26 protein-coding genes are annotated in these 26,315 nt (G+C 55.3%); 13 read left to right on the plus strand and 13 right to left on the minus strand.

All coding sequences use genetic code 11. The features are described 5' to 3' along the window. Positions 1 to 72 precede the first annotated feature (72 nt). The 11 genes from CU041_RS15300 to CU041_RS15345 all read right to left on the minus strand — a co-directional run bounded on the left by CU041_RS15300 (position 73) and on the right by CU041_RS15345 (position 10,423). On the minus strand, positions 73 to 3,567 hold the full coding sequence (locus tag CU041_RS15300; protein WP_101247565.1) for a tetratricopeptide repeat protein: 3,495 nt from the start codon (positions 3,565 to 3,567) through the stop codon (positions 73 to 75). A 2-nt stretch (positions 3,568 to 3,569) separates the two neighbouring features. Further along, positions 3,570 to 4,295 (minus strand): OmpA/MotB family protein, encoded by a 726-nt coding sequence (locus tag CU041_RS15305; protein WP_068517457.1) that lies wholly within the window; start codon positions 4,293 to 4,295, stop codon positions 3,570 to 3,572. Beyond that, the gene (locus tag CU041_RS15310; RefSeq protein WP_082817696.1) at positions 4,295 to 5,179 is read right to left on the minus strand and encodes a flagellar motor protein MotB; all 885 of its coding nucleotides are present in this window, start codon (positions 5,177 to 5,179) and stop codon (positions 4,295 to 4,297) included. Before CU041_RS15310 ends, CU041_RS15305 begins: the two co-directional genes overlap by 1 nt. Before the next feature lie 11 nt (positions 5,180 to 5,190). Continuing rightward, a complete protein-coding gene (locus CU041_RS15315; protein ID WP_233433127.1) occupies positions 5,191 to 5,850 on the minus strand; it encodes a protein phosphatase CheZ in 660 nt (219 codons plus the stop codon). A gap of 17 nt (positions 5,851 to 5,867) precedes the next feature. Further along, complete coding sequence (locus CU041_RS15320; RefSeq protein ID WP_008890394.1) at positions 5,868 to 6,254, minus strand: response regulator; 387 nt, start codon at positions 6,252 to 6,254, stop codon at positions 5,868 to 5,870. Positions 6,255 to 6,471: 217 nt separating this feature from the next. Next, positions 6,472 to 7,215 carry a MotE family protein gene (locus CU041_RS15325; RefSeq protein WP_101247566.1) on the minus strand — a complete coding sequence of 248 codons (744 nt, stop codon included), beginning with the start codon at positions 7,213 to 7,215 and terminating at the stop codon, positions 6,472 to 6,474. Positions 7,216 to 7,364: 149 nt separating this feature from the next. Then, positions 7,365 to 8,078, minus strand: coding sequence for a DUF6468 domain-containing protein (locus CU041_RS15330; RefSeq protein ID WP_101247567.1), 714 nt, complete (start codon positions 8,076 to 8,078; stop codon positions 7,365 to 7,367). Next, complete coding sequence (fliM, locus tag CU041_RS15335) at positions 8,078 to 9,223, minus strand: flagellar motor switch protein FliM (protein WP_068517453.1); 1,146 nt, start codon at positions 9,221 to 9,223, stop codon at positions 8,078 to 8,080. Before fliM ends, CU041_RS15330 begins: the two co-directional genes overlap by 1 nt. Before the next feature lie 42 nt (positions 9,224 to 9,265). After that, entirely contained in the window at positions 9,266 to 9,802 is a 537-nt protein-coding gene (locus tag CU041_RS15340) for a flagellar basal body-associated FliL family protein (RefSeq protein WP_068517452.1), read from the minus strand. A gap of 78 nt (positions 9,803 to 9,880) precedes the next feature. Then, entirely contained in the window at positions 9,881 to 10,063 is a 183-nt protein-coding gene (locus tag CU041_RS20685) for a hypothetical protein (protein WP_170310266.1), read from the minus strand. A 48-nt stretch (positions 10,064 to 10,111) separates the two neighbouring features. Further along, the gene (locus tag CU041_RS15345; protein ID WP_101247568.1) at positions 10,112 to 10,423 is read right to left on the minus strand and encodes a hypothetical protein; all 312 of its coding nucleotides are present in this window, start codon (positions 10,421 to 10,423) and stop codon (positions 10,112 to 10,114) included. A 129-nt stretch (positions 10,424 to 10,552) separates the two neighbouring features. Here CU041_RS15345 and flgF point away from each other — a divergent pair, with 129 nt between their 5' ends. From flgF to flgH, 4 genes are all read left to right on the plus strand, one after another. Then, positions 10,553 to 11,320, plus strand: coding sequence for a flagellar basal-body rod protein FlgF (flgF, locus tag CU041_RS15350; RefSeq protein WP_101247569.1), 768 nt, complete (start codon positions 10,553 to 10,555; stop codon positions 11,318 to 11,320). A gap of 65 nt (positions 11,321 to 11,385) precedes the next feature. Further along, positions 11,386 to 12,171, plus strand: coding sequence for a flagellar basal-body rod protein FlgG (flgG, locus tag CU041_RS15355; protein WP_068517449.1), 786 nt, complete (start codon positions 11,386 to 11,388; stop codon positions 12,169 to 12,171). Between the two features lie 399 nt (positions 12,172 to 12,570). Further along, on the plus strand, positions 12,571 to 13,533 hold the full coding sequence (gene flgA / locus CU041_RS15360; RefSeq protein ID WP_068517447.1) for a flagellar basal body P-ring formation chaperone FlgA: 963 nt from the start codon (positions 12,571 to 12,573) through the stop codon (positions 13,531 to 13,533). 148 nt (positions 13,534 to 13,681) lie between these two features. Further along, positions 13,682 to 14,455: a flagellar basal body L-ring protein FlgH gene (flgH, locus tag CU041_RS15365; protein ID WP_068517446.1), complete on the plus strand. Its 774-nt coding sequence runs from the start codon at positions 13,682 to 13,684 to the stop codon at positions 14,453 to 14,455. Positions 14,456 to 14,714: 259 nt separating this feature from the next. On the opposite strand, the gene dksA is transcribed toward flgH, so the two are convergent. Together dksA and CU041_RS15375 are read right to left on the minus strand one after the other, a co-directional pair. After that, positions 14,715 to 15,131 carry an RNA polymerase-binding protein DksA gene (gene dksA, locus CU041_RS15370; RefSeq protein WP_008890403.1) on the minus strand — a complete coding sequence of 139 codons (417 nt, stop codon included), beginning with the start codon at positions 15,129 to 15,131 and terminating at the stop codon, positions 14,715 to 14,717. Between the two features lie 150 nt (positions 15,132 to 15,281). Beyond that, on the minus strand, positions 15,282 to 15,725 hold the full coding sequence (locus CU041_RS15375; protein WP_068517445.1) for a flagellar assembly protein FliX: 444 nt from the start codon (positions 15,723 to 15,725) through the stop codon (positions 15,282 to 15,284). A gap of 388 nt (positions 15,726 to 16,113) precedes the next feature. Between CU041_RS15375 and CU041_RS15380 the strand changes: the two genes are divergently transcribed. The 9 genes from CU041_RS15380 to CU041_RS15420 all read left to right on the plus strand — a co-directional run. Further along, entirely contained in the window at positions 16,114 to 17,262 is a 1,149-nt protein-coding gene (locus tag CU041_RS15380) for a flagellar basal body P-ring protein FlgI (RefSeq protein WP_101247570.1), read from the plus strand. A 2-nt stretch (positions 17,263 to 17,264) separates the two neighbouring features. Continuing rightward, positions 17,265 to 17,609, plus strand: a complete 345-nt coding sequence (locus tag CU041_RS15385; RefSeq protein WP_231856664.1) for a rod-binding protein — start codon at positions 17,265 to 17,267, stop codon at positions 17,607 to 17,609. Between the two features lie 3 nt (positions 17,610 to 17,612). Beyond that, positions 17,613 to 18,074 carry a hypothetical protein gene (locus CU041_RS15390; RefSeq protein WP_156480807.1) on the plus strand — a complete coding sequence of 154 codons (462 nt, stop codon included), beginning with the start codon at positions 17,613 to 17,615 and terminating at the stop codon, positions 18,072 to 18,074. A gap of 17 nt (positions 18,075 to 18,091) precedes the next feature. Further along, positions 18,092 to 20,500, plus strand: a complete 2,409-nt coding sequence (gene flgK / locus CU041_RS15395; RefSeq protein ID WP_101247572.1) for a flagellar hook-associated protein FlgK — start codon at positions 18,092 to 18,094, stop codon at positions 20,498 to 20,500. 26 nt (positions 20,501 to 20,526) lie between these two features. Then, positions 20,527 to 21,756: a flagellin N-terminal helical domain-containing protein gene (locus CU041_RS15400; RefSeq protein WP_068517441.1), complete on the plus strand. Its 1,230-nt coding sequence runs from the start codon at positions 20,527 to 20,529 to the stop codon at positions 21,754 to 21,756. 365 nt (positions 21,757 to 22,121) lie between these two features. Further along, the gene (fliW, locus tag CU041_RS15405) at positions 22,122 to 22,592 is read left to right on the plus strand and encodes a flagellar assembly protein FliW (protein ID WP_068517440.1); all 471 of its coding nucleotides are present in this window, start codon (positions 22,122 to 22,124) and stop codon (positions 22,590 to 22,592) included. Between the two features lie 110 nt (positions 22,593 to 22,702). Further along, positions 22,703 to 24,052, plus strand: coding sequence for a flagellin N-terminal helical domain-containing protein (locus tag CU041_RS15410; protein ID WP_101247573.1), 1,350 nt, complete (start codon positions 22,703 to 22,705; stop codon positions 24,050 to 24,052). Positions 24,053 to 24,317: 265 nt separating this feature from the next. After that, a complete protein-coding gene (locus CU041_RS15415; protein ID WP_101247574.1) occupies positions 24,318 to 25,661 on the plus strand; it encodes a flagellin N-terminal helical domain-containing protein in 1,344 nt (447 codons plus the stop codon). 344 nt (positions 25,662 to 26,005) lie between these two features. Then, positions 26,006 to 26,315, plus strand: a 310-nt coding sequence (locus CU041_RS15420) for a flagellin (RefSeq protein ID WP_456154836.1), incomplete at its 3' end; no start/stop codon positions are given.

Raw genomic sequence — 26,315 nt, forward strand, 5'->3', positions numbered from 1 at the left:
TCAAACCAGCAGAAAACGGGCGCAAACTCCACAGTTTGGCGAAGCTCACCCACGTTACAGATTTATCGAACGTTAATTTATAGCACTAAGCTGCGACTTTTCCAACTGATCGCGATAGGTCGCAAGGAAGCCCTGGAAGTTTTCGACCTCATCCACCTTGTCGGCAAGGGTGCGATAGTCAATCAACCCCTGCGTTGGTGATGACGTGATCAGGTTGAATGCCTCGGCAAACGGGCTTTGTGCCATGCCTTCGCCATAGCGGCGTTTAAGCATGTTAAGCGTGCGTTCCTGCCCCGCCATGGCAAGGTTGACCGCCCAGTTCAAAAGATAACGCGCCCGTTCGTCATTGATTTCGCCGGTCGGGCTTTTTTCATCATCGCCAACCAGACGCTGGAAGGTTTCGGCCGCCGACATATAGTCGCGGGTCTGGCGGTAATAATCGACGCGCAGCAATTCCGCATTCTTGGAAAAATCACCGTCAAGCGATGCGATGGCCTCTGCCCCGCGATCGGTATCAAGCAAGGCACGCGCCTTAAGATGGCGGCGCTGGGTTGCCAGTTCTTCGGATATCGCCGGATCGTCGGTGTTATCAATGACGCGAATGGTTTCTTCGGGTTTGCTGTCAAGCAGATAGACAAGACCAAGGCGCGCGCCCACCCGGGCCTTTTCCACCCCCTGAAGGCGGAAATCGACCTGATGTTCCAGAAGGCTTTCGGCGCGTTCAAACAGTTCGACATCAACCATGCGATCGGCAAGACGCCGGATCAGTTCATCGCCCTTGTCGCCAGCCGGGGTCAATTCGCGGAACTCGTCATACAGGGCAACCGCCTTGATCGCCGAGATATTGTTGATGTCCTCGCCAAGGTACAGATTTTCAAACGTCTTGTGCATCAGGTCGGTGGCCTCGGCCGCGACCGGCTTGTTCGGGAAGAAGATCGCCACCTGACGAAGCGTATTCAGCCCGTCGCGGAAATCCTTGTTCTCGATCTGAAGTTCACCAATCCGTTTGAGCAACGCCATTTCGAACCCGTCACCACGCCATGCAAAACGCAGTTGCTGAAGCTGTTCAATCGCGTCTTCCACCGTCAGGCGCTGCAAGCGCATCAGCAATTCGGTGCGGTCAAAGATCGCATGGGCGCGGGCTTTGCGGTTGTCGCCTTCGGCCACCTGGTCCCAGGTCGCGACGGCCTGTTCAAGTTCGCCGGCTTCTTCTTCGAAGAACCCCTTGAGATACTGCACATCCATGATTTTGGATTCTGACAGTCCATCGGTCACCAGCATCTTTTCAATCAGATCCATACCCGCATCCGGGTTGCCGACAATAAGCGCCTGTTCGGTCGCAAGCGGCCCCAGCCGCGACAGCAATTCCGGCGGATAGAAATCAAGAATATGGAAACTTTCAAGCAGGTCACGCGCCCCTTCGTTGGGACGACCAAGGGCCGCAAGGGTCACCGCCCGCCACAGCTTCATTTCCGGAATGGCACGCAGGCGCTCATCTTCAAGCAACCGGGCGGCTTCGGCATAATCCCGATCCAGGAACTTGACCGCGGCCTTAAGGGCGCGGAACTGCAATTTCTGGGCAATCAGCGGATCGTCACCTTCCATGGCCGATACAACCGCGTCGGCCTCGGGACCAAGGCCATTGGCCATGTAATACTGCGCCAGATCAAGGCGGGCCTTGTTGCGGTGTTCATCCCCGCTTTCTGCAATTTCACGGCGCAACTTGCGGATCGATTTATTGAAATTGTCAAGTCCGCCCCGGCGCCACGTATCCAGATCAAAGATCAGACCTTCGCGCCCGTCACCCGTGCTGGCGCGGACCCCGGTGGCCGATGCCAGCAACCGTGCGCCTTCGGGCGAAATGTTCAAACCATCGGCCGCGGTCACAATAACCGCCTGCCCATCGTCGCGATCGGCAACCTGGACACTTTCATTCATCGGGGCAACGACCACGCCCTGCACCGATGGCAGGACTTCGAATTCCGGATAACGCAGGGCAACTTCAATGCCGTAACCCGATTGCGTGGTGGTCACGACCCGCAAGGTGTCGCCGACTTCGGGATCATCGATCGGAATGATCGGTCCGACATCTTCAAGCGGCACAATCAGGCGCGCCCGGGTCTGGTCATCAAGTTCGATCGACGGGCCAAGTTTTTCAACCGGCTGCATCGTGCCCTGTTGCAGGGTCACGCGCCAGTCCCCGGTCGGGGTTCGTGTCGTATAAAGGCCAATCCCGTCAGGGATGGTCATGCGCAATACCGTGGCATAGGGGCTGTCGATCTGTTCGATCACGCCGATGATCTGGGCGGCTTCCTGACGGACGGTATCAAGATCAAGATTTGCCCGCACATCAAAGGCCATCCACAGGAACCCGGCGCGCGACCAGACAGCGGCCCCACCCTGCTGCCCGAACGGGAAGCCAAGGGTCATTTCCGTTGTCGTCTGCTCGACCGTTACCGACAGGTCGCCAATGCTTGCCTGTTGTTGTGGTTCGCCATTTGCGCCCGGGGTGGCGGTCTGTCCCGCATCGGCTGCCTGTGCCTCGTCGGGGGCTTCGGCGGTATCTGATGTAGCTGTGCCGGTCCCTGTCGCATTCTCTGAGGCGGTTTGGGTGGTCGGTTGTGGTGCCGGTGCGTTTGGTGCGGCAGGGGCGGCTGGTGCATCCGTCCCGGTCGCCGCATTATTGCCGCGCGTCTGGTTTGTCGGACGCGTCTGTGCCGTTTCTGCCGCCGGGGCGCGCTGCGCGCCCATGATATCGACCACAACCTTGTTGCCCGACCGGAAATGGCGCAGTGGGCGGGCCGGATTTGTTTCAATCACAACATCAAGCGGGTTGGTGGCAGCCTGACGGATGCGGACACCTTCGGGCAGACGGCGTGACAAACCGGTGGCATCAATCCGTGCCGCGGCGTCAAAAGCAATGGTTTCCGCCCCCTGATCGCCTTCAAGGGCGTAATCGGTCCGGTTTGGCCAGTCAAATACCAGCCGGTAAAATGTCGGATGGCGGCCGACCCGCACATCAAGAAGGTTCTCCGCCGCGTCTGATGCCGCCGGTGCCGTATTTTCGGTCGCAACGGTTTCAACCGGACTGACCGGGGCCGGGGTAATTTGCGGTGTTTGATCGGGACCGGGCCGGGTTGGCGGTGTGGGGGTCGGGGCTGGTGCAGCCTGTGGTTTGTCAAGAATATCGAGTACGACGTTGCTGCCGACATTAAAGGCGCGCACTTCGTAATCGTCACTCAGCACAAAGGCGACGGTCCGGCCATCCGGATCAAAAAAGCCGTCCGAAACATATTTGGAAACCGGGTTCAAAACCCCGCGCAAGGATGCCACAAGCGGTTCGTCGAAACGCACGACAAGCTGGTTGCCGATGATTTCAGCGCTGTAATTGACCGGCTTGTTCCATTGCAGAACAATTCGTCCATAACCGCTATGCAGCCCGGAGCGGATGATAACAGGATCCACTACCTGGGCCATTGCAGGGCGCATTCCGCTAACGGGCAACAACATTGCCGTGGTGGTCGCGACTACAACCGCCAGCAGGACGCGCACGGCAAATTTTGCCATACTTACGTGCCTCCGATACCGCTTCCACCATGCGGCTCGATGACAATATCAACGCGTCGCGCCATCACAAAGCGCGCCTCTTCATCAAGCAGCTTCGGAAGCTGGTCGTACCTTGATGCCGCAAATCCGTAAATATTTATGTAATCTGTGTAGCCCGATCTTTTCAACTCGTTGGCGACTGCCCCGGCACGGGCCAGTGACAGTTCCCAGTTCGAGGCATATTGCCCCCGCCCGCTTAGCGGTCGCGGATCGGTATGGCCCTGCACACCGATGCGGTTGCCGATATTGCGCAAAACACCGCCAAGCACGAACAAGGCCTGCTTTGCCTTGGGGGTCATATCCGAACTGCCCGAAACAAAAAGAATATCCCCAGGAAGGGAAATGACCAGTTTGTCTGCATCGCGCGACATGCGCGCATCGCCAAGTACCGGGTTGTCATCAATCGCGTCGTCAATCACCGCACTGAGATAATCAAGGTTCATCGCCGGTTTGCGATAAACACGCGGGATGTTCAGACTTGCCATCGGCTCGTCATTTTCTTCCTTCGGGGCGGGCTTGATGCTTTGCGACAGCGCATCAACAACCTCGTCCCAACGGTCGATCTTGACCTTGGACATGGCAAACAGCATCACAAAGAATGTCAGCAGCAGCGAAATCAGATCCGCAAGGCTGAGCATCCAGACCGGTGGCCCGTTGGGTCCGGTATCCTTTTTGACTTCATCGCTCATCAGCCACCTCCTCCGGCCTGCGGTCCAAGCGGAATAGGCTGGTTCACGGCGGGCTGATTGTTACCCGGCAGCGGAATGGCCATTTTCGGCGGGATCATCATCTGACCCGGTGTACCGCTTGGCACACCGTTGCCTGCACCGTTTGACGAACCGTTGCCGTTGCCCGACCCGGCAGGCAGGTCCGAGCCATTGGCATTGGTGCGTTCAATCGGCGTTGGCGGCTCTTTCGGGCCGAAATTCCAGAAGAAACGGAATGTGACAATGAACGGGTCCGCCCCCGGATCAATGCCGACATAAAGATGATCTTCGGGCGCGCCGACATCAATCAGTTCGCGGGCAAACGATCCGGCCCGCGCGATCTGAAGATTGTTGTCGATTTCAATCACGCCCTTTGATTCGATCTGGCTGCCCATCACCATTTCCATCTCGTAGGAGGCATAGCCTTCATCATCAGCCAGAACCGCGGCAAGCTGTTTCATAAAGCTTGCCTGGCGTTCGCGGATCAGAATGGAATTGGGATCAAACAGCTGATCGACATGCATGATAATTTCCATCAGTTTGCCGGGCTGAATGACTTCAACCCGGACAACCTTGATGGCGGTTTCAAACAATTGACCAAGCTTTTCCTGCACATCCTCTGCGGCAACAACCGGACCTTCGATCGAAGTCACGGTTTGCAGGCTGGTGGTTGGTGGCAGGATGGCCGCAAAGGCAGAGGAAAGGCTTTCCTGCACCTCGCGGGTTTTGACCTCTTCAAAGGTCGAAATGGTATTGAGCAGAATAAAGAAGGCAAGCAGCAAAAGATAGAGAGCCAGAAACAGCGCCACCGCCCCGTTCGCAGGGGGGGATGGTGGTGTTGGTCCGTCGTCCTCTATCTCCGCCATGTCAACGCCACTTAATTGAACATCGCGTCGATGTCAGCCTGCGAAACGCCTTTGCCCTCAAGCTGCGGCCCGTTGAGCAATGCTTCTTCGCCTTCCGGTTCTTTTTTCTGCTTTGGATTGGCGGCGGCATATTTGGCAATTTCGTCGCCAAATGCGGTCACCAGACCCTCAACCCGTTCTTCGATGGATTTCAGCGCCTTGATCACCTTGGTCGTGCGCTGACCGGTGATGTCCTGGAAGTTACAGGCTTCATAGACACGCATTGTCGCATCTGTAACGACTTTGGCCTGCTCGGGCGGCAAGGTCGTGGCGAATTCTTCCAGCGCATCCATGGCGTCAAGGATTTCATGCGTGGCGCCGGCCGTCGCATCCACGATGGCATCAAGCTCATCGGTGGCGTTCGGGATATATTCGGCCTTGATGTCATCGGGACGAAGCGATGCGATTTCGGACTTCATCTTGCGGATGATGCCCGACAATTCATCAAGTTCACCAAACAGACGTTTCTGATCGTCGGACGGCGCATCCCCCATAAAGCGGGACAGCTGATCCATCAAATCAGACAGTTGCTCGACCTTCAGATCGTCACCATCAAGGCGCGCACGAAGATCGTTAAGCAACTTCCGGAGTTCGTCCTTGGACGCTTTGGACATAGCGGTATCGCGGGACACAGGCCCCGCGCTCCTGATCAGAAATCGCCAATAACCGTTTTCATTTTGCCTTTCAACGTTTCAGCGTTGAACGGCTTCACGATGTAATTGGAGACACCGGCCTTTTTCGCCATAACGACGTTTTCGGTCTTGGCTTCGGCGGTAATCATGATGAAGGGCATATCCTTCAACTTGGCATCGGCACGGACTTCCTTCAACAGCTGAAGGCCAGTCATCGGCTCCATGTTCCAGTCGGAAATCACAAGACTGAACGGAGCTTCACGCAGCTTACGAAGCGCCATGCTACCATCGGTCGCTTCTTCAATATTCGTAAAGTTGAGCTGCCGCAGAAGGTTACGGATGATACGCAACATCGTTTTGTAATCATCCACAATCAGGATCGGCATATTCGGATCGACGGCCATTCACAACTCCATCAGCTATCTGATCTCCCACCCTTGCCGCATATTCCTACGAATACAGACAAGGCCCCTAATAATCGTGATGTACATATTTAATATTGGTTAATCAAGGTTTTTAACCAGAGATCAAATCATCTCATCACATTGACTATTCTCGAAATTTTGGCTGGTTCTTCACTTGAAACAGGCGAAGATCCACCCCAACGTCTTCTCGTTTGCCCTATTGCAATGGCAGCATATTGATATCTTGCTTATATGCCAGTTCGGCTGTCAACGCCCGCGCGCGTTCCGGCGTCATCTGCGACAAAACCGCCGCAGTATTGGCTTCGCGCATGCCAAGGGCCACCTGCAACAGGATATCCATATCCAGATCGTTCCAGATCCTGGCCGCGTCTTTGGGTTTCATCTTTTCATAGACGCTGATCAGTTTCTTGATCCGATCATCTTCCTGGGCTTCCTTGGTTTCGACCAGTCCTTCGATGGCCGTTTTCAAGGATTTCATTTCTTCGATCTTGGCATCAATCCGGGCTTCGGCGGCGGCAATCAGGCTTTCGCGTTCATCAAGACGCTGTTCCTTGCGGTCAAGCTCGCCACGACGCACCGACAGATTCTGAAGCAGATCAATCTCTTCCTGGGTGAACAGGGTCGGGTCACCGCCAAGGGTCGGCGCGATATCGTTCGGGCCGCCTTCACCTTCAAGCGGGGTTCCTTCCATCGTCAGTCCGGCCGGATCATCCAACCCCGGACCAGCAGCAGACACATCTGCCCCCTGGCCTTCCGGGGTTGCGCCCGGGGTCGGCGCCGGTGCCTGGGCCTGTGCCATCTGGACCATGCTGACACCAGCAGGCTGGGACTCAGAAGTTGCCGCAACTTCCCCGCCGCCGGAAAACAGGTTTACCACCCGCATTGACAACACCATCAGCCCAACCAGGACAACCAATGGCAAGATACGCACACCAGACATCTATTCACCTAAGCAATGCGGCACCTTGTGCCCATGCTCCTTCACGCTCGAACTATCTTTATTCTGTCAGAATGACCGATCACTCTTTAGATATAAAGAAATGTCATGATCTCAAGACCGGAACCGCAATCCCGGCCAAATTCCGTCTCTTATCGAACCGAGCGCAATGCTGCGAGAAGCTCGCGCTCGGCCTCTGAACGACCGGCATCCTCGTCCTGATCATACAGATCAGACCCGCCATTGCCGTCGCCATAACTTCCCGAACCATTGCCAGCCGATGCCGGACGCGATCCGTCATCACGATCGGCCATGGCATTGCCGCTGCGTTCAAATTCGCCAACCATGCGCGCAGCCAGTTCCTCGGCGCGCGTTTCAACACCGACACGATCACGATCATCAATCACATCAGGACGATCCGCACCACCGCCCATCATGCCCCCAAGCCCGGCACCGCCAGACTTGCCGGCACGCGCCCCATCAGATGCACCAGCCCCTGCACCGGCAGAAGCCGCCGCCCCCGAAACACCGGACCGGCGAACCGCGTTGGCGTCACTGGCGGCCTTTTCAAGACGGTTGGCAATGCTTTCGCCGCGATCGACCATGAAGCTCAGATCTTCGTTCAGGCCGCTGGCCTTTTCGATATTTTCGCGCAGTTTTTCGCCGGACTGTTCAGCCATGTCCTTAAGGGCGGTGATCGAGCTTTCAGCCCGTTCATTGGCCGCATTAAAGGCGGTCAGGAAATTCTGCATGTCTTCACGGCTGCGGCGGAATGCCGCGAGCTTGCGGTTCAAAATGATCGCATAGACGATCGTCACCACCAGCAGGACGATCATCAAAAGATCCAGGTAGAACGCGAAGTCCATCACTTGTCTTCCTCGGTTATGCGCGCACGATCACGCACCTGAATGGCGATACGATCACCTTTACGTCCCATCATGCCCTTGAACAAAGGGACATCGCCACACCGAACCTCAACCGGCGAGGTCGGACTGGTATTAAGAACCAGACGGTTGCCAACTTCAAGATTGAGCACATCCCCAAGTGACATCACCTGTTCGTCCAGCACTGCTAACAGGTTAACATGGGTTTGCCACAGTTCGTTTGCGAGGTGGTTTTCCCAAATTGAGTCACGGCCGAACTTTTCACCCATGAACATCTGAAGCAGAAGTTCACGAACCGGTTCGAGCGTCGCATACGGGATCAGCAGTTCAAGCCGCCCGCCACGGTCTTCCATATCGATGCGCAACTTGGCCACGATGGCGGCGTTGGCATGACGGGCAATGGTGGCAAAACGCGGATTGGTTTCAAGTCGTTCAAACCGGAAGGTCACCGGGCTTAGCGGATCGAACGCAGCCGAAAGGTCCCCAAGGACCACATGGATCATTCGTTCGACAAGATTGCGTTCAATCGTGGTATAGGGGCGGCCTTCAATACGCATTGCCGCCGTACCGCGACGCCCGCCCAGCAGCACGTCCACGATCGAATAGATCAGGGCCGAGTCAACCGTCAGAAGCCCGTAGTTGTCCCATTCTTCCGCCTTGAACACACCCAGCATCGCAGGCAGCGGGATCGAGTTCAGATAATCACCGAAGCGCAGCGACAGGATGTTATCAAGCGACACTTCGACGTTGTCGGATGTGAAGTTACGAAGCGATGTCGACATCATACGCACAAGGCGGTCAAAGACGACTTCGAGCATCGGCAGACGTTCATAGGCCACCATCGACGAGTTGATGATCGCCTGGATGCCCGACTGGTCACCCGCACCAGAACCATCGTCAAAGCCAAGCAGGCTGTCGATTTCGTCCTGGTTCAGAACACGCGCAGAACCGCCGCCCATTTCGGCGGCCATGTCATCGCCGCCACCGTCGTCTTCATCGTCATCGCCGAGCATGGATTCCCATTCGGCGGCCATATCCTCGCCGCCGTCGTCTCCACCCTCGTCATCTCCACCCGCCATGGCTTCCCATTCAGCGGCGAGTGCATCATCATCTTCTTCATCAGCCATCAGCGATTGCTTCCTGATTTTGGCATTCGCGCCGGTACAGGCTTATTGTACCAGCATTTCCTTAAACAGAACGTCGTTAATTTTTGCAGGCTTTGCCGCCGCACTGACCCGGATCAGCAACTCTTCACGCAACCGGAACATGCCTTCGGAGCCCGACAGATCTTCGGGCCGCAATTCCCGAAGATAGACCTGAAAATTGTCAACAATGCGCGGCATCATCTGTTCGACCTGCGGCAGCATTGCCTGATCGGCAACTTCAAGGCTGACACGAATTTTCAGATAGCTTTGCTTGCCTGCGCCAGTATTGAGGTTGACCAGAATTTCCGGCAAATCCACAAAGCCGACATTCTCGGGAACGCCCGGTGCTTCTTCGATGGAATCTTCGGAAATCACTTCTTCGGTCTGCGCGCCGTCACCGCCGGTCAGCATATCAATCACCGGCTGAAGCAGCCCGGTAAAATAGGCCGCCGCCGCACCACCAAGAAGCAGCAACACAAGCAGGATCACCACAACAAGCATCTTCTTGCTGCGGCCACCGCCACCTTCATCCATATCGATTTCGTCGACGTCGTCGCCCATAGCTTCGCAAATTCCTGCGCTTGAAGTTATGCCGTTATATCCAGCAAACACTGTGCCGGAATACCAGCCATAACGCTATCACGTTAAAAATCCGTTTCGTTTCCCATAGCTTAGACCATGAGTTGCATCACGGTTTGGCACCATGGTTTGGCCCCATGGTTCGGCTTTGTCATTTAGCTTGTCAAAGCCGTCATCAGGTGAAATTTTCCGATCGGTCACTGCCATCGCCAAAAGGCTACGCATACCGACCAACAATTCCATGCCATCCCGCCCCGGCGCCCCGATGACCTGATGGCGACCATAGGACCATCAATCGACCACGACGCCGTAAGGGACGATGCCATAATCACACCTGCGTTCGGTCGCCCAACGCGACACCCGGCCCGCCTTACCGCGCAGTCTTACCACGCCATTTGGCCGCGCCGTCTGGCCGCTACCATCAATATGGGCATGCGTTCCTGCTGATTTGAGCGGGCCCGGATAAACAAATCCCCGTTCCCGATCCCGTTCCTGCCCCTTTCCGGGCGACATCCGGGCGACATCGGAAAGAACTGCCGCGCAGCCACCCGGAAAACTTTGTCCCTGCTTGTCGTCCTGATCACGGCAGTTTCTGCCAGACATGGTGAAATCCCCCCCCGGCAACAAATGCCGAATTCAAATTTAATTGTTATTTTTCATCTACTTAACAACTCTGGCACGGCTTTCGCATTTGTGTTGGGCAAATCACTGCCCCCAAATGGGATACTGACTATGGAAAACGTTTCATATATCGCGCTGTCTCGTCAGAAGACACTTCGCAGCATGATGAACAACATTTCGCAGAACCTGGCGAACATGAACACGACCGGGTACAAAGAAGAGCGCATGATGTTCACCGACTGGATTGCGAAAAACAAAGACGCTCCGTTCCGCGGCGAACGTGAAATTTCCCTTGTTCAGGACATTTCCCAATATCGCAATACAACGGTCGGCAATATTGAACATACCAACCGCCCGCTTGATGTCGCACTCAGCCAGCCGGACATGTTCTTTGCCGTCGAAACCCCGTCGGGCGTTCAATATACGCGCAACGGCAATTTCACGCTGGATCCGGGCGGGCAGCTGATCACCAATGACGGCTATCCTGTTCTGAGCGATGCCGGTCAGCCGCTTTTCTTCAATCAGGCGGATGGCCAGATTGAAATCAAGGGCGATGGCACCGTTTCGACCGATATCGGCCAGATCGGCAAATTGCAGGTCGTATCGGTTGATAACGTCCAGCGCATGGTGGTTACCGGAAACACCCTTTATCGTGCCCCCAGCCTGCAAGCTGGCGATGACCAGGAAGTCACCATCGAACAGGTCGACAATGCCGGCATTGTTCAGGGTGCACTTGAAAAATCAAACGTCAATCCGATCAGCGCCATGACGCAGATGATCGACGTTTTGCGGACCTATCAGTCTGTTACCCGCTCTCTGGAAAGCGAGAACGAGCGCATGCGTAACATGATCAGCAAACTCGGGGATGTTCGCGCCTGATCCGGTCGCTGAACCCCTTTTACGGAAATTAAGCGCACAAACAGCGCAAGCCAAGGAGAAGACAGATGCGGTCACTTGATATCGGTGCTTTGGGGATGCAGGCCCAGTCCACCAACGTGGACGTCACATCGCACAACATCGCCAACATGACCACCACCGGCTATAAACGCCAGCGCGCCGAATTCCAGGACTTGCTGTATCAGGATCTGCGCCGCGCCGGTTCACCGTCATCTGATACCGGCACCATTGTGCCCACCGGTGTTCAGGTTGGTCTGGGTGTCAAGACCGCGGCAATCGGCCGCTATATGGGTCAGGGCACTTTGACCCTGACGGAAAACGAACTTGATATCGCCATTCAGGGCCGCGGATATCTTCAGATCGACCTGCCAAGTGGTGAAACCGCCTATACCCGTGACGGTACGCTGAAACTTGATGCCAATGGCGCGCTGGTCACCAAGGATGGCTATGCGGTTCAGCCCGGCATCACCGTGCCCAGCAACGCAACATCCGTGACCATCAACACCAACGGCGAAGTCTATGCCGAGATCGATGGTCAGGTCGCGCTTTCCAATCTGGGTCAGATCCAGCTTGCGACCTTTATCAACCCGGCCGGTCTTGATGCGCTGGGTGACAACCTTTTCCTTGAAACCGAGGCATCGGGTCAGGCCAATACCGGCGCACCGGGTGATGTCGGTTATGGCACGGTTCAGCAGGGATATCTTGAATCATCGAACGTCAACGTGGTTCAGGAAATCACCAACCTGATCAAGGCACAGCGTGCCTATGAAATGAATTCCAAATCCATCTCCACTACCGACGAAATGATGAGCGCAGTCAGTAACCTGCGTTAATTTCGCGATATCGGTAATGCAGTTTGTGTGCGCAAGTCGCGGTCTGATCCATCGCGTACTTGCGCAAACTGTATTTACGCCACGTATACTGTTCCATGCTATAGTGGCCCGATCCGATGCCATCCGATGCAATGGCAACCGTTATGTTTGCAAGCCCCGGGTACGTTGCCCTGCAACGCCCCGAATACGCCACAAAACCGGGTTTTCAAACATAATGGCTGTCTGCAAAGCCGGTCGGATCGGTACAAGTTGACTGGTCGCAAGATCCCGAAAGTTCATATCTTTTTTGCGGTTTTGCTTTTTAAGTCAGCGCAAACCTGATTGACTGTCACACGAAAACAAACAGGCCCTGACCCTAGGCGCATGAAAATAAAGAAAATAATCCTCTCGCTCGCGATTATGTCGCTTATTGTTCCGGTCGGGACGGCCTTTGCGCAATCCTCGAACGGTGGCAATTCGCGCAATAACAGCCAGCAACTCGAAGCCAACATCCTTCTGAAACCAGATGCGCTGGTCGAAGGACAGTATGTGACGCTGGGGGATTTGTTTACCGGCATTGATCCGCAACAGGCCGATATCGCCGTTGCCCATGCGCCGCAACCGGGCAAGCAGGTTGTTCTTGATTACCGCTGGCTTTATGGCATCGCCCAGCGCCACAACATCAACTGGCGTCCGCGCACCACCGCCGATCAGGTTCTGGTAACACGCGCAAGCCAGATCATCACCATTGATGAAATCCGCGATGCGGTTGAAATCGCCCTGGTTGACCATGGCATCCAGCGCCCATTCACCGTTGACCTGTCGAGCGAGAATTTCCAGATCCATCTGCCGGTTGATGCGCTGAACAATGTTGATGTGACCGCACTTGAAGTCAATTCGCGCACCCAGCGTTTTGTTGCCAGCGTCACGGCGGCCGCGCAAACCGCCCAGCAACGCACATATCGCATCAGCGGCAAATATTACCCGCTGTCATCCGTGCCGGTTTTGGTCGAACCGGTGTCACGCGGCCAGATCATCCGCCCCGACCAGGTCGAATATCGTGATTTCAGATCCGAACGCGTTCCGTCCGGGGCGATCCGCGATATCAATGATGTGATCGGCAAGGAAGTTGTGCGGGCCGGCACACCGAACGAGCCGCTTTTGTTCCGCGATCTGACCAATCCGATCCTGGTGCGCCGCGGTGCATTGGTCACCATCCGGCTGGTGACGGCCAACATGTCATTGACCGCACGCGGCAAGGCGCTTGAAAACGGGTCAAAAGGGGACGTGATCCGCGTGGTCAATCAGTCAAGCAACAAAACCATCCAGGTTGAAGTTGTCGCCGAAAACGAAGTCCGCGCCCTGCCCGCCATGTCGCAATAAGGCGCACCTGCTCCGCACTCCCCGTCCCGTCCCGTCGTGTCGTGTCCTGCCCCGTTGCCCCGCACCACCCGGCAAGCTTTTCCCAGATCAGGGCATCCGAACTGGCATGATCCTTGCGTAAATAGGCGCAGGAACCCAGGAGGACCCCATGCCTAGTAAAACCACACAGAATTCTTGGCGGCGCCTTGCGCTTGTCACCGGCCTGATCGGCGCAACAGCGCTGCTTTCGGGCTGCAATGCGATGAAACGTCTTTCGGAAGTCGGCGAACCGCCGAAACTGTCCTCGATCGACAATCCGACCCAGTCGGAAAGCTATCGTCCGGTCAGCCTGCCGATGCCTGCACCGCAACTTGCCGAAAGCAACCCGAACTCGCTGTGGCGGGCCGGGGCACGGTCATTCTTCAAGGATCAGCGCGCCAATCAGGTTGGCGACATCCTGACCGTTGTTGTCGACATGTCTGACAGTGCGGCACTGGCCAACACCACAACCCGGTCGCGCACCAACAGCGAAGACCTGGCAGTGCCGAACCTGTTCGGGCTTGAGTCCGAATTCACCAAAGTTCTGCCCGAGACAATTGATCCGAGCAACATGTTCAATATGGACAGCAACACGTCCAACCGTGGTACCGGGTCGCTTGACCGAACCGAAGCCATCGATCTTCGCGTTGCGGCCATCGTGATCCAGATCCTGCCCAACGGAAACTATGTCATCCACGGGCGTCAGGAAATCCGGGTAAACAGCGAAGTCCGTGAAGTCCAGATTGCCGGGGTCATCCGCGCTGCCGATATCAGTTCGGCCAACGAAGTCAATTATGACAAGATCGCCGAAGCCCGCATTTCATACGGCGGACGCGGCACCATTTCCGATGTCCAGCAGCCGCGCTATGGCAGCGAAGTGCTTGATATCATTCTGCCGTTCTAAGGCAGCGTCTATGATCCCTGTCTGATCCGCATTCCCGGGTTCCTGTCAGACAGGATACAAAAGACGACCAGGACATCCGAAAAGACCGCCCCTTGCCGGCGGTCTTTTTTTTGTGTCCGGTCCAAAAACGGGAAAAGCCCGGCCAAAGGGCCGGGCTTTTGAATTTGGTTATCCCTAACCAGTAATCTCCCACAAGACCATGATGTTACATGGTAAGGGCCGACTTTGCGGCTCCTGATCTTTTGGTCACCCGGCGCGATCAGTCGTCGCGACGCGTGCGCTCCATCCGTTCGTGGCGTTCCTGGGCTTCAATGCTCAGGGTTGCAATTGGACGAGCTTCAAGTCTTTTCAAGCTGATCGGCTCGTCGGTTTCTTCGCAGTAACCATATGACCCGTCTTCAATTCGACGCAAAGCAGCATCAATTTTTGAAATAAGCTTGCGCGCCCTGTCACGAGTGCGAAGCTCAAGCGCCCTGTCCGTTTCAGCCGACGCACGGTCGGTCAGGTCAGGTTCTTGCAGCCCGCCATCTTGCAGGTTCGCTAATGTTTCCGAAGATTCGTGCAGAAGTTCTGCCCGCCAGGTCAGAAGTTTCTGCCGGAAATATTCCCGCTGGCGCGGGTTCATGAACTCTTCGTCCTCAGCAGGACGATAGTCAGGTGGTAGTGTGATAGTCATGTATGCCCTCTATACAGGACTCATCGATCGCGCGGCAATATAGAGGGAGCCAGCGGGTGGTGCAAGCCGATTGAACAAATAAATCGTAAATTGCCACCAAACGGGCAGAAAACTGCGATTTTCAGCTGAAAAATACTGTAAATTAAACAGTCAGATCAGGCCTGAAACCTCAAGTTTTGCAAGTTCGACCCGTGCCCGCAGGTCAATCTCGTCGAGAACCGCGGAAAGTTCAGGATCATCAATCATTTCGCGCTGTTGATCCATCAGACCGACAAGTTGCTTGAGACGCGGACCAGAAAGCGCCCCGCTTAGCAAACCGTCCCGAACAGCTTCAAGCTGTTCCAGCAGACTTTTGGCACGCAGCACGGCGGCCTTGCGCGGGGAGTCCAATGCATCTCCGCTTTGCTGAAGCGCAAGCAGGGCATCAAGGGCACTGACACTGCCCGTACTGTGGACACCGACAGAACCACCGGCATCGCCCGACGAGTCAAGCGAACGCATGGTATCGGCAAAACCGCTGCCGCCAGATGACCCTGACGCCTTTTTGCGTGATGTTCCGCTCGTCCCGGTTGCTTTGGACCCGCTAACCTTCATGACCCGTATCCGTCTCGTTGTGGTAAGATCATATTCACTATCGCAAACAGGCACCCGGTTTCTGCCGTGTCGGCTTTGCGCGCCCTGTTCGCCAGACTGAACATAACCGTTTACCGTTCAGTTCACTGGAAAAGTGGAGTCTCCCTCAATCGCGGAAAGCGCGCAACGGGAAAAAAATGCCGGGTTGGACGAAACAATCGCCCCGGTGCACGCCCATATCTGCATATGAACATGTTTTGCCGCCATTTTCTGCGGACTTGGTCCGACAGGTCGCGGAAAGCCTCACTTGGCATGATTTTCGCAAAACAGCTGACAAACGCGGTTCACATCTTCAATCGCACCATTTGCCGGATGCAGTTGCATCCCACGTCAAAGCGGAATTGAGAATATGATCACAGGTCTTGGCAAAACAGCACGCAAAGCGACAATGGTCGTCGCACTTGGCTTGTTCGCCGTCTTGCAGCTTGGCACTGCACCGGCACAGGCCCAGTCACGTATCAAGGATATCGCCGATTTCGAAGGCGTACGTGACAACATGCTGGTTGGTTACGGTCTTGTGGTTGGCCTGAACGGCACCGGTGATGATCTTGGCGATGCCGACTTCACCCGTCAGAGCCTTGTGGCCATGCTTGAACGTCTTGGCATCAATGTGCGCGATCAGATCGACGACCTTGATTCTGACAATATCGCAGCTGTTATGGTGACCTCGACCCTGCCGCCATTTTCCCGTCAGGGATCGCGCATCGACGTCAATATCAGCGCAATCGGTACGGCTGAAAGCCTTCAGGGCGGTACACTTCTTGTGACCCCGATGGTTGGTGCAGACGGCGAAGTTTACGCCGTGGCCCAGGGCAATCTGGCGGTTGGCGGCTTTTCGGCCGGCGGCAATGCCGAAACGGTTGTCAAAGGTGTTCCGACCTCGGCCCGCATTGCCAATGGCGGGATTGTTGAACGCGAAATCGATTTCAACCTGAATTCCATGCAGGACATGTCTGTTGTCTTGCGCAACCCTGATTTTACCACTGCGCGCCGCGTATCAGATGCAATTAATGCCTATCTGGGCGAAGTCGCCGCCCGTCCGAGCGATCCGGGCACCGTGCGACTGAGCATCCCGGAACGCTATAATCAGAATGTGGTTTCGCTGCTGACCGATATCGAACAGCTGCGTGTTGAACCCGACCAGATTGCCCGCGTGGTGATTGACGAAAATACCGGCACCATTGTCATGGGTGAAAATGTCCGGATCAACCGCGTTGCCATTGCCCAGGGCAATCTGACCATCCGGGTCACCGAAACCCAGCAGGTGTCCCAGCCGTCGCCCTTCTCGCAGACCGGCACCACCCAGACGGTTGATCGCACCAATGTTGCGGTTGACGAAGGCGAAGACAATCAGCTTGGCATCATGGACGGCGGTGTCAGCCTTCAGGAACTGGTCAATGGCCTTAACAGCCTTGGCGTCGGGCCGCGCGACATGATCACCATCTTGCAGGCGATCAAGACGTCGGGCGCCCTTCAGGCTGAAATCGAGGTGATGTGATGATGACCGACGGCGCAACTGCCCTGATGGCGCAGGCCCAGGCCAGCGCACAATACGGCACCCAGAACAATATGGCCGCGCGGATGAATTCGCTTACGGATGGTCACATCAAGACCGAAGCCGAAGCCCGCAAAGCCGGTGAAGAATTTGAATCCATGTTCCTCGGCCAGATGCTGAGCCACATGTTTTCCGGGATCGAAACCAACGAAATGTTTGGTGGTGGTCACGGCGAAACGATGATGCGCTCCATGCTGGTTGATGAATATGCCAAAGAAATGACCCGCGCAGGTGGCATCGGAATTGCAGATGCTGTCACACGCGAGATCCTCAAAATCCAGGAGGGGTAAAAAATGACCACTCAAGAGTTGGTTACAGAACTGAAAAGCGTCACCTATGACCTCATGTCCCTGCTGGAACGTGAAACCACGGGACTGCGGACGCTGTCACGCGGCGAATATGAGCAGTTCCTGTCGGAAAAATCTGCCCTGTCGATGCAGTATGAGCAGCTGGTCGTGAAATTGCGCGGCCGCGGTGAAGAACTTCGTGCCATGCCCGAAGAAGACCGCGCTGAACTGCGTGAACTCCAGGCCGAGTTCCAGGAAGCCGCCCGTCGCAACATGACGGCACTCCAGGCAGCCAAGGCGACCAATGAACGTGTCGTTCAGGCCATTGTCCGCGCTGTAAATGACAAGGCCAAGGAAGACTGCACCACCTATAACCGGTCGGCGAAAACCAGCAAGGCATCGCTTGGCGGTTACGGGCGTACGTTAAACAAATCCGGCGGCGCATACAGCGTCAATGAAACGCTCTAAGTGTAAAGGCGCGTATCATGTCACTGACCCAGGCACTCAATACTGCGATTTCCGGCCTCAACACGGCCCAGGCACGCATTGCCATCACGTCTTCGAACATTTCGAACGTGAATACCGAAGGCTATTCCAAAAAGATTGCCGGGCAGGAAACCCTGACACTCGATGGCACGGGTGCCGGATCCCAGATCGCCGACATCTATCGCAACGTCAATGAAGGCCTTCTGCGCGAAGTTCGCGGTGAACTGGGCAAAGCCGGTCGCGAAGAAGCGCGCTACGAGTTTTTCCAGCGTGTCCAGACGCTGTTTGGCACGGTTCAGTCTGATGCAGCGATCAGTCAGCGCATCAACGATCTTGCCGATGCGTTTGAACAGCTTGGCGTCACCCCGGACCAGAACTCCCCCCGGATCGAGGCCATCGAAAGCGCCATTCAGGTTGTTGAATCCTTCGAGAAACTGTCAAGTCAGCTTCAGGATATGCGCGATGACATCGACGACCAGATTACGGACGAGGTCAATTCCGCCAATACGCTGCTCAGTCAGATTGCCGATCTGAATACCGGCATCATCCGCCTCAAGAACCTTGGGCAGCCGACCACCGAGCTTGAAGACCAGCGCGACCAGAAACTCAACGCGCTATCCAAGATCATTGACATCACCACGTTTAGCCGCAGCGACGGTTCGATGGTGATTTATTCGGCTGCGGGTGCAAATACCCTGCTTGATCGCACGCCCAACAAACTGACCTTTACCCAAACGGCCGGCTTCGAACCTGGAACCGGTGGTTCTGGTATCACCCTAAATGGTGAAGACATCACGGACACCCTGCGCACCGGTACGCTGAAGGGCCTGTTTGAAATGCGTGATTCTGAAATCCCGGCAATCAACGATCAGGTGAACGAACTTGCCGGCGAATTGCGCGATGCCCTGAATGAAGAGCATAACAAAGGCACCGCATTCCCGCCCCCGGCCAACCTTTCCGGTAACCGTATCGTCGCAGCCAGTGATCCGCTGACTGCAACCGGTGCGTTTCGTGTGGCGGCACTGGATGCCGACGGGCAGCTTGTCGCAAGTGACAGCTGGGCCGATATCGCATTGCCGACGACCCCGGCGACGGTTCAGGGCATTGTTGATGCCATTAACAACTCTGATGCAGGCAGCTATCTGACGGCGTCGCTGATTGACAACAAGCTTGTCATCGAAGGCACAGATGGCAACCGTGTTGCCATCAACGAAATGGACAGTCAGATCACCACCGGTGACGGTCGCAAACAGGGCATGTCGCACTATTTCGGCCTGAACGACTTTATCGCGACCGTCAAGCAGTCGGACACCATTACGACGTCCGCACAACGCAGTTCGACCGACGCGCTGAATATTACGGCCAATTCCTTTACGATCTCGGCAGGGTCCGGCGTGCTGGTTGGCGGGGTCACCGTCAATTACACGGCAACAGATTCCCTTGAAGACATCCGTGACAATATCCGTACGGCCCTGCAGGGGGCCGGCATGACCGTCGCGGATTCAGAGTCTACAGCCTTTATCGTCGAGGATGGTGATCGCTATCGTCTTGTCATTGAATATAACGCCAACTTGACGGTTACCGATTCCGGTGCTCTGTCAAGCAAGCTTGGCCTGACAGAGGACCAGCCGAACCTTTCCGGGAATATGAGCGTTTCCTCGGCCATTCAGAACGACCCGTCACGTATTGTGCGCGGTCAGATGAATGCCGACACCTATGAAACCACGACCGCAGTGGTCAATCCGGACAATGCCATTCCCAACCTGGGTCCGCTGGTGCCGCCGCCCCTGAACTATACCCTTACGGTCAGTGGCGAGTTCACCGATGTCAACATCACCTATGACAGCACCTCATCGCTTCAGGATATCGCCGATGCGATCAATAACAGCGCGACCCTGACCGATAACAACATTACCGCCGAAGTCGTGTTTGACAGCCAGATCGGCGGCTACAAGCTCAGCGTCACCGATGCAGATGGCGATGCATTCTATTTCACCGACAGCGGCCTGCCGAATGCGGACGCCCTGACCACGGTGCTTGGGCTTGGCATTCAGTTCGGTGTCCATGAAGGCGACAACAGCGCGGCCCTTTCGCTAAGCCACGCCTTTGAACGCACCGATATCGATTTCGAAGCAACCGACGGTCTGTCTGGTGAACGCACGTCGCTGACCGATTATGCAGCCGGCATCGTTGCAACCGCTGCGACCAAGACCAAGGTGGCTGCAAGCTCCTATGAATTCCAGTCCGGACTGGTCACGGATCTGAGCACCCGCATCCAGAACGAAGCAGGCGTCAACCTTGATGAAGAGATGTCAGACCTCATCATCTTCCAGCGCGCCTATACAGCATCAGCCCAGGTGATCTCTACGGTTGATGAAATGTTTGATGCATTGCTCAATGCAGTTTAAACTGCGGCTTATGAAGTGAGGATATCATGGTATCTCGTGTCGCAACCTATACAAACCATACCTTGTTGTCGGATCTGGCCATCCGGAACGCGGCCAAGGTAACGGATTTGCAGAACCAGGCATCGAGCGGTTATAAATCGCGCGACTATGCCGGTATTGCCGACAGTGCGCAGCGCCTGCTCAATCTTGAGGGCGAATATACCCGTACCGAGCAGTATCTGCGCAACACGACACAGGCCAAGCTGCGTTTGCAAAGCATGGAAACAGCTGTTGACAGCATGCTGGAAATTGCAACCCAGATGAAGACGCTGCTTATTCAGGCAAGTTCGGCCCAGCAGGCCGACGACGTCAACATCATGGACGAGGCCGAACAGGCCTTGCAGCAGATCGCCAACCTGCTCAACACCAATCTTGACGGGCGCTATTTGTTTGCCGGTGGCCGTTCCGAAGACCCGGCTGTCGATATCGACAAGATCGGCGCGCCCGACAACTATATGAGCAACCTTGACGTCGCGCTGACCGGCACGACGACCCTTGCCGCACTTGGCGTTACCACCGGACAGCTTCAGATCGTTAGCACCGATGTTGACGGCAACAGTGTAACAACCAACGTCAACTATAACGCTGCGACCGATGACATTGACGATATTCTCGATGCCATCAACAGTGTCACGACCAATGGCGCGATTGCATCGCTGCGCGGTTTTGGCGGTGAAGGCAATCCGTTGCTCAATATCGAAAATGTCGGCAACGGGACAATCACGATCACCGAAAGCGGTGCGGGTGATTTCCTGACCAAACTGGGGATGGAAAAGATCCCGAACCCGCGTCCGGATGCCGATTATTATGACGGTGACAAGCAAATCCTCGAAGTGCGTGTCGATGAACAATACAATGTCTCTTATGGCATTCTGGCCGACAATCCTGCATTCCAGAAACTGATCCAGGGGCTTGGCATTGCCGCCGGCACCGAAGATCAGGATGCAATGACGGTTGCGATCGGCTTTATCAACGAAGCCATCAACGACCTGCCCAACGTCCAGGGCCAGATCGGGCTTGATATCGCCAATGTCGAACGGTTTGAAACACGCCATCAGGACTTCAAGGTTTTTGCTGCCCAGGCGATCAGTGACATTGAAACTGTTGACGTGCCGCTGACCCTTGCCGAACTGTCGCAGTATGAAACTGCCCTGCAGGCAAGCTTTATTGCCATTTCGCGGGCGTCAGATTTATCTTTGGCTAACTATTTGCGTTGATTATTCAACGGGTCAGACCTCATTAACATGAATGTGATGACAACCGCTATTTTCGAAAACATGGCACCGTTTCACGGCATCCGGGCGATCATTCCGGGTTCACGGATGGTGGCAAAGGTTTCGAAAAGTGCGGTTGTTCTTTGAGATGACGGGGAATTCGGGGAACATTCAATTGCAAGTTTTTGAAAGAATGCGATCTTTCTGATATCTTGCCTGAAGCATCTTTTGAATTCTGATCTGCCATTGCAAGCATGTTAATGGGGGCTGGGCCTCGATATTTAATTGCTTCTTTAACTGTTTTGTCCGCTTAATAGCGCATAACGTGCAAGCAGACAGAACTTTTCGACCGCCGGAGTATAACGGGAATGGATACCGAAAACGTCGCCGAAAACGGAACACCTGAATCCGTCACAGTGGAAACACGCTTTGGCGATATCGAATTCAGTTGGGACAAGGGCATTTATATGCCGGTTGGCCTTCTTGGCTTTCCTGAACATCATGTCTTCGGTCTGGCGAATATCCCGAACACGTCGCTTGATCAGTTCAAACTGTATCAAAGCCTGACGGACGCCAATCTGTCCTTCATCGTCGCACCCTATAATATGGAAAGCGGCGTCTACGCAGAAAAAGACCTTACGAATGCGCAAAAAAGCCTGGCGATTGACAGCGCGGACATGGCCATTCTGATGGTTGTGACGATCCGCAGCGCACCGGGTGGCCAGGGCATCACGATGTCAACCAACCTGCGCGCCCCCATTCTTGTCGATACCGGCCGTCAGGTCGCCTGGCAGCATATTCTGCCGAACGAGAAATACTCCGTGCAGCATGACCTGTAATTTTTGCCTAGCATAACTGGCACGCGCATTGCTTTGATGTTCCACAAGGCAATGTAGCCGAGAGATCGAATGGCCGGGCCATTCAGTCTTATCCGTGTAGGAGGAAAAAAATGGCTCTCAATATTATTTCCAACTATGCAGCGAACGTCGCCCATCGCAACTTGACCAATTCGGACACGATGGCGACACGGTCGCTTGCAAAGCTTTCTTCTGGTACCCGTGTTGTTTCCGCACGTGACGATGCAGCGTCGATGGCGATTGGCGCCCGACTGAATGCAACGACACAGGCGCTTAAAACGGCAACGGTTAACGTCGGCCAGGCCAACTCGATGCTGCAGATTGCAGATGGCGGTATGGCAACCATCGACAACATCCTTGTGCGTATGAAAACGCTGGCCGTTCAGGCATCGTCGGGCAACCTGTCGGACACCGAACGCGGCTTCCTGAACGACGAATTCGTTCAGCTGCGCGAGGAAATCGACCGTATCGCCTCCTCCACCAACTTCAACGGCATTCAGTTGCTCGGTGATGGTGGTGACGTTGCGCTTGAATACGGCGACCTTGCTGCCGGTCAGGGTGGTGAAGCCCTTGTTCCGGTGAACGGCTTCGACAACTTTGCCATCACCGACAACAACTACTGGGCAACGGACGCCAACGCAGGCGGCGTGACCGATAACAGCTTCGAGGTCAATATCAATTACGGCGCTGGCGACCAGGTCATCATGACCGTCACCAGCACCATTGATGGCGCCGCTGATCGCACCCAGTCGATCGATATCACTGATTACCGCACGGGTGGAACGACCGCGATCGGTGCCGGTGACAATGCGACACTGAACTTCGATGAACTCGGCCTGACCTTTACGGTCAACACCAACTTCTCGGCTTCGGTCGCTGCAATCCGCGCTGATAACACCGGCGCATCCGACTTTGGCACCGACACGGACTTCAATGGCTCGGGCCTTGACTCTGCTGCTGGCAACGTCGTCACCATGGCGGCCGACAACGGCCAGCAATTGCAACAAACCGTCGACTTCCAGGTTGGCGCTGGCAATACGGCAAATGATCGTCTGGCAATTTCGTTTACCGCGGTCGACTCTGAGACTCTTGGATCCGGTTCCGCCGGCACACAGGACTCTATTGCAGATCTTACCGACAACGCGATCGATACTGCTGCAAATGCACAAAGTGCTGTTGAAGTTATCGGACGCGCAATTGACGACCTGCAACGCGCGCGCGCCAATATCGGCACCTATCAGAACCGTCTGGACTTTGCTGGTCAGAACCTTGCATCCACGCAGGAAAATACTGAATCGGCACGCTCCACCCTGCTGGACCTTGATGTGGCCGCGGAAATGACCGCCTTCACCTCCAAGCAGATCCTGGTTCAGTCCGGTGTGGCCATGCTCGCACAGGCAAACCAGATGCCGCAGAACCTGCTGCGTCTGCTTCAGGGATAACATCGTACTTAGTCTTAATCGACCTTACAAAGGGGGCGGTCATAACCGCCCCCTTTTTCATTTTCATGATTAATGATCAAAAGTACCCATTAATGGTTGCTTAAGTTTTTCATAGACAACACATCAACCTTAAGTATAGCATGATAAAGCTAGGCTTTGCTTAGTGCAGTCAGGATGACTGCGCAGGCTGCAATTGCAGCACTGGCGCTTGCCAGACTCTTTTGGTGGACATGTCCACCAGAGCTATCCATGTAGGAGTTACAATATGGCTCTCAATATCATTTCGAACTACGCTGCCAACGTTGCGCACCGTAACCTTTCCGCATCTGACGAGATGGCGACCCGTTCGCTGTCGAAACTGTCTTCTGGTACCCGTGTTGTTTCCGCACGTGACGATGCCGCTTCCATGGCCATCGGCGCACGTCTGAACGCAACCACCCAGGCACTTAAAACGGCAACGGTCAACGTTGGTCAGGCCAACTCGATGCTCCAGATCGCCGATGGCGGCATGGCAACCATCGATGACATCCTGGTTCGTATGAAGACACTTGCTGTTCAGTCTTCTTCGGGCAACCTGTCCGATACCGAACGCGGCTTCCTGAACGACGAATTCACCGAACTGCGTGACGAGATCGACCGTATCGCATCTTCCACCAACTTCAACGGCATTCAGCTGCTGGGTGACGGTGGCGATGTCGCTATCGAGTTCGGCGACCTTGCTGCCGGTCAGGGCGGCGAAGCCCTTGTTGCCGTGAACGGCTTTGACAACTTTGCCATCACCGACAACAACTACTGGGCAACGGATGCCAACGCAGGCGGTGTGACCGATAACAGCTTCACCGTGAACATCAATTACGGCGCCGGCGACCAGGTCATCATGACCGTCACCAGCACCATTGATGGCGCCGCTGACCGTACCCAGTCGATCGACGTGACCGACTTCCGGACGTCCGGCACCACGGCGATTGGCGCAGGCGAAAGTGCAACCCTGAACTTTGACGAACTTGGTCTGAGCTTCACGGTTAACACCAACTTCTCGGCTTCGGTCGCTGCAATCCGCGCCGATAACACCGGCGCATCCGACTTCGGCACCGACACGGACTTCAATGGCTCGGGCCTTGACTCTGCTGCTGGTAACGTCGTCACCATGGCAGCCGACAACGGTCAGCAGTTGGCAAACAGCATCGAGTTCCAGGTTGGTGGCGGTAACACCGCAAACGACCGCCTGTCGATCAGTCTGACATCTGTTGACTCCGGATCCCTTGGAACCGGCGTTGGTGGCACTGAAACAGCTCTGAATGACGCAACTGTTGACATTGCAACCGCTGCTGCTGCCCAGAACACTGTTGAAGTTGTTACCCGTGCGATTGACGACTTGCAGCGCGCACGTGCTGCGGTTGGTACCTCGCAGAACCGTCTGGACTTTGCTGGTCAGAACCTTGCTTCCACGCAGGAAAACACTGAATCGGCACGTTCCACCCTGCTGGACCTTGACGTGGCTGCGGAAATGACCGCTTTCACCTCCAAGCAGATCCTGGTTCAGTCCGGTGTGGCCATGCTCGCACAGGCAAACCAGATGCCGCAGAACCTGCTGCGTCTGCTCCAGTAATCCTGGCGACTTGAAATGCATTGATAAAAGGCGGTCTTCGGATCGCCTTTTTCATTATGAAAAGCCGAAAAATGGATTCGCCAAATTGAAGGCGCCCTTGCTATTTCGGGCGACAAACAACTGCAGCCCCGAAAGGCAAGACTGCAAAAATCATAATAACCATTTGAAATTATTACATTAGATTACACTAAAGAATCTTCTGGACAGGATACACATACTTACGTATATTAAGGCTACTCGAATGGACCCGTCTGATCAGGAAGATCTTCAAGTCCGCTTTCGGCAAGAGGCCGAAAATTTATGGTGGCAATGCCACTATGAGCTATCCAAGTAGGAGAGATAAAATGGCTCTTAATATCATTTCGAACTACGCTGCAAACGTTGCGCACCGTAACCTTTCCGCATCTGACGAGATGGCGACCCGTTCGCTGTCGAAACTGTCTTCTGGTACCCGTGTTGTTTCCGCACGTGACGATGCCGCCTCCATGGCCATCGGCGCACGTCTGAACGCAACCACCCAGGCACTTAAAACGGCAACGGTTAACGTTGGTCAGGCCAACTCGATGCTCCAGATCGCCGATGGCGGCATGGCAACCATCGATGACATCCTGGTTCGTATGAAAACGCTGGCTGTTCAGTCTTCTTCGGGCAACC

Origin of the sequence: Thalassospira povalilytica, assembly GCF_002844235.1 — a bacterium.
GTDB lineage: Bacteria > Pseudomonadota > Alphaproteobacteria > Rhodospirillales > Thalassospiraceae > Thalassospira > Thalassospira povalilytica.

Bases quoted from the DNA above. Each gene is read 5' to 3' on its own strand.
- CU041_RS15385 (WP_231856664.1), top strand. From the start codon at position 17,265: ATGACCGACGGCGCAACTGCCCTGATGGCGCAGGCCCAGGCCAGCGCA.
- CU041_RS15375 (WP_068517445.1), bottom strand. From the start codon at position 15,725: ATGAAGGTTAGCGGGTCCAAAGCAACCGGGACGAGCGGAACATCACGC.
- fliW (WP_068517440.1), top strand. From the start codon at position 22,122: ATGGATACCGAAAACGTCGCCGAAAACGGAACACCTGAATCCGTCACA.
- CU041_RS15415 (WP_101247574.1), top strand. From the start codon at position 24,318: ATGGCTCTCAATATCATTTCGAACTACGCTGCCAACGTTGCGCACCGT.
- CU041_RS15380 (WP_101247570.1), top strand. From the start codon at position 16,114: ATGATCACAGGTCTTGGCAAAACAGCACGCAAAGCGACAATGGTCGTC.
- flgA (WP_068517447.1), top strand. From the start codon at position 12,571: ATGTCGCTTATTGTTCCGGTCGGGACGGCCTTTGCGCAATCCTCGAAC.
- CU041_RS15330 (WP_101247567.1), bottom strand. From the start codon at position 8,078: ATGGACTTCGCGTTCTACCTGGATCTTTTGATGATCGTCCTGCTGGTG.
- CU041_RS15300 (WP_101247565.1), bottom strand. From the start codon at position 3,567: ATGGCAAAATTTGCCGTGCGCGTCCTGCTGGCGGTTGTAGTCGCGACC.
- flgF (WP_101247569.1), top strand. From the start codon at position 10,553: ATGGAAAACGTTTCATATATCGCGCTGTCTCGTCAGAAGACACTTCGC.
- fliM (WP_068517453.1), bottom strand. From the start codon at position 9,223: ATGGCTGATGAAGAAGATGATGATGCACTCGCCGCTGAATGGGAAGCC.
- flgG (WP_068517449.1), top strand. From the start codon at position 11,386: ATGCGGTCACTTGATATCGGTGCTTTGGGGATGCAGGCCCAGTCCACC.
- CU041_RS15325 (WP_101247566.1), bottom strand. From the start codon at position 7,215: ATGTCTGGTGTGCGTATCTTGCCATTGGTTGTCCTGGTTGGGCTGATG.
- CU041_RS15305 (WP_068517457.1), bottom strand. From the start codon at position 4,295: ATGAGCGATGAAGTCAAAAAGGATACCGGACCCAACGGGCCACCGGTC.
- CU041_RS15390 (WP_156480807.1), top strand. From the start codon at position 17,613: ATGACCACTCAAGAGTTGGTTACAGAACTGAAAAGCGTCACCTATGAC.
- CU041_RS15310 (WP_082817696.1), bottom strand. From the start codon at position 5,179: ATGGCGGAGATAGAGGACGACGGACCAACACCACCATCCCCCCCTGCG.
- CU041_RS15345 (WP_101247568.1), bottom strand. From the start codon at position 10,423: ATGTCTGGCAGAAACTGCCGTGATCAGGACGACAAGCAGGGACAAAGT.
- dksA (WP_008890403.1), bottom strand. From the start codon at position 15,131: ATGACTATCACACTACCACCTGACTATCGTCCTGCTGAGGACGAAGAG.
- CU041_RS20685 (WP_170310266.1), bottom strand. From the start codon at position 10,063: ATGGAATTGTTGGTCGGTATGCGTAGCCTTTTGGCGATGGCAGTGACC.
- CU041_RS15400 (WP_068517441.1), top strand. From the start codon at position 20,527: ATGGTATCTCGTGTCGCAACCTATACAAACCATACCTTGTTGTCGGAT.
- CU041_RS15340 (WP_068517452.1), bottom strand. From the start codon at position 9,802: ATGGGCGACGACGTCGACGAAATCGATATGGATGAAGGTGGCGGTGGC.
- CU041_RS15320 (WP_008890394.1), bottom strand. From the start codon at position 6,254: ATGGCCGTCGATCCGAATATGCCGATCCTGATTGTGGATGATTACAAA.
- CU041_RS15410 (WP_101247573.1), top strand. From the start codon at position 22,703: ATGGCTCTCAATATTATTTCCAACTATGCAGCGAACGTCGCCCATCGC.
- flgK (WP_101247572.1), top strand. From the start codon at position 18,092: ATGTCACTGACCCAGGCACTCAATACTGCGATTTCCGGCCTCAACACG.
- flgH (WP_068517446.1), top strand. From the start codon at position 13,682: ATGCCTAGTAAAACCACACAGAATTCTTGGCGGCGCCTTGCGCTTGTC.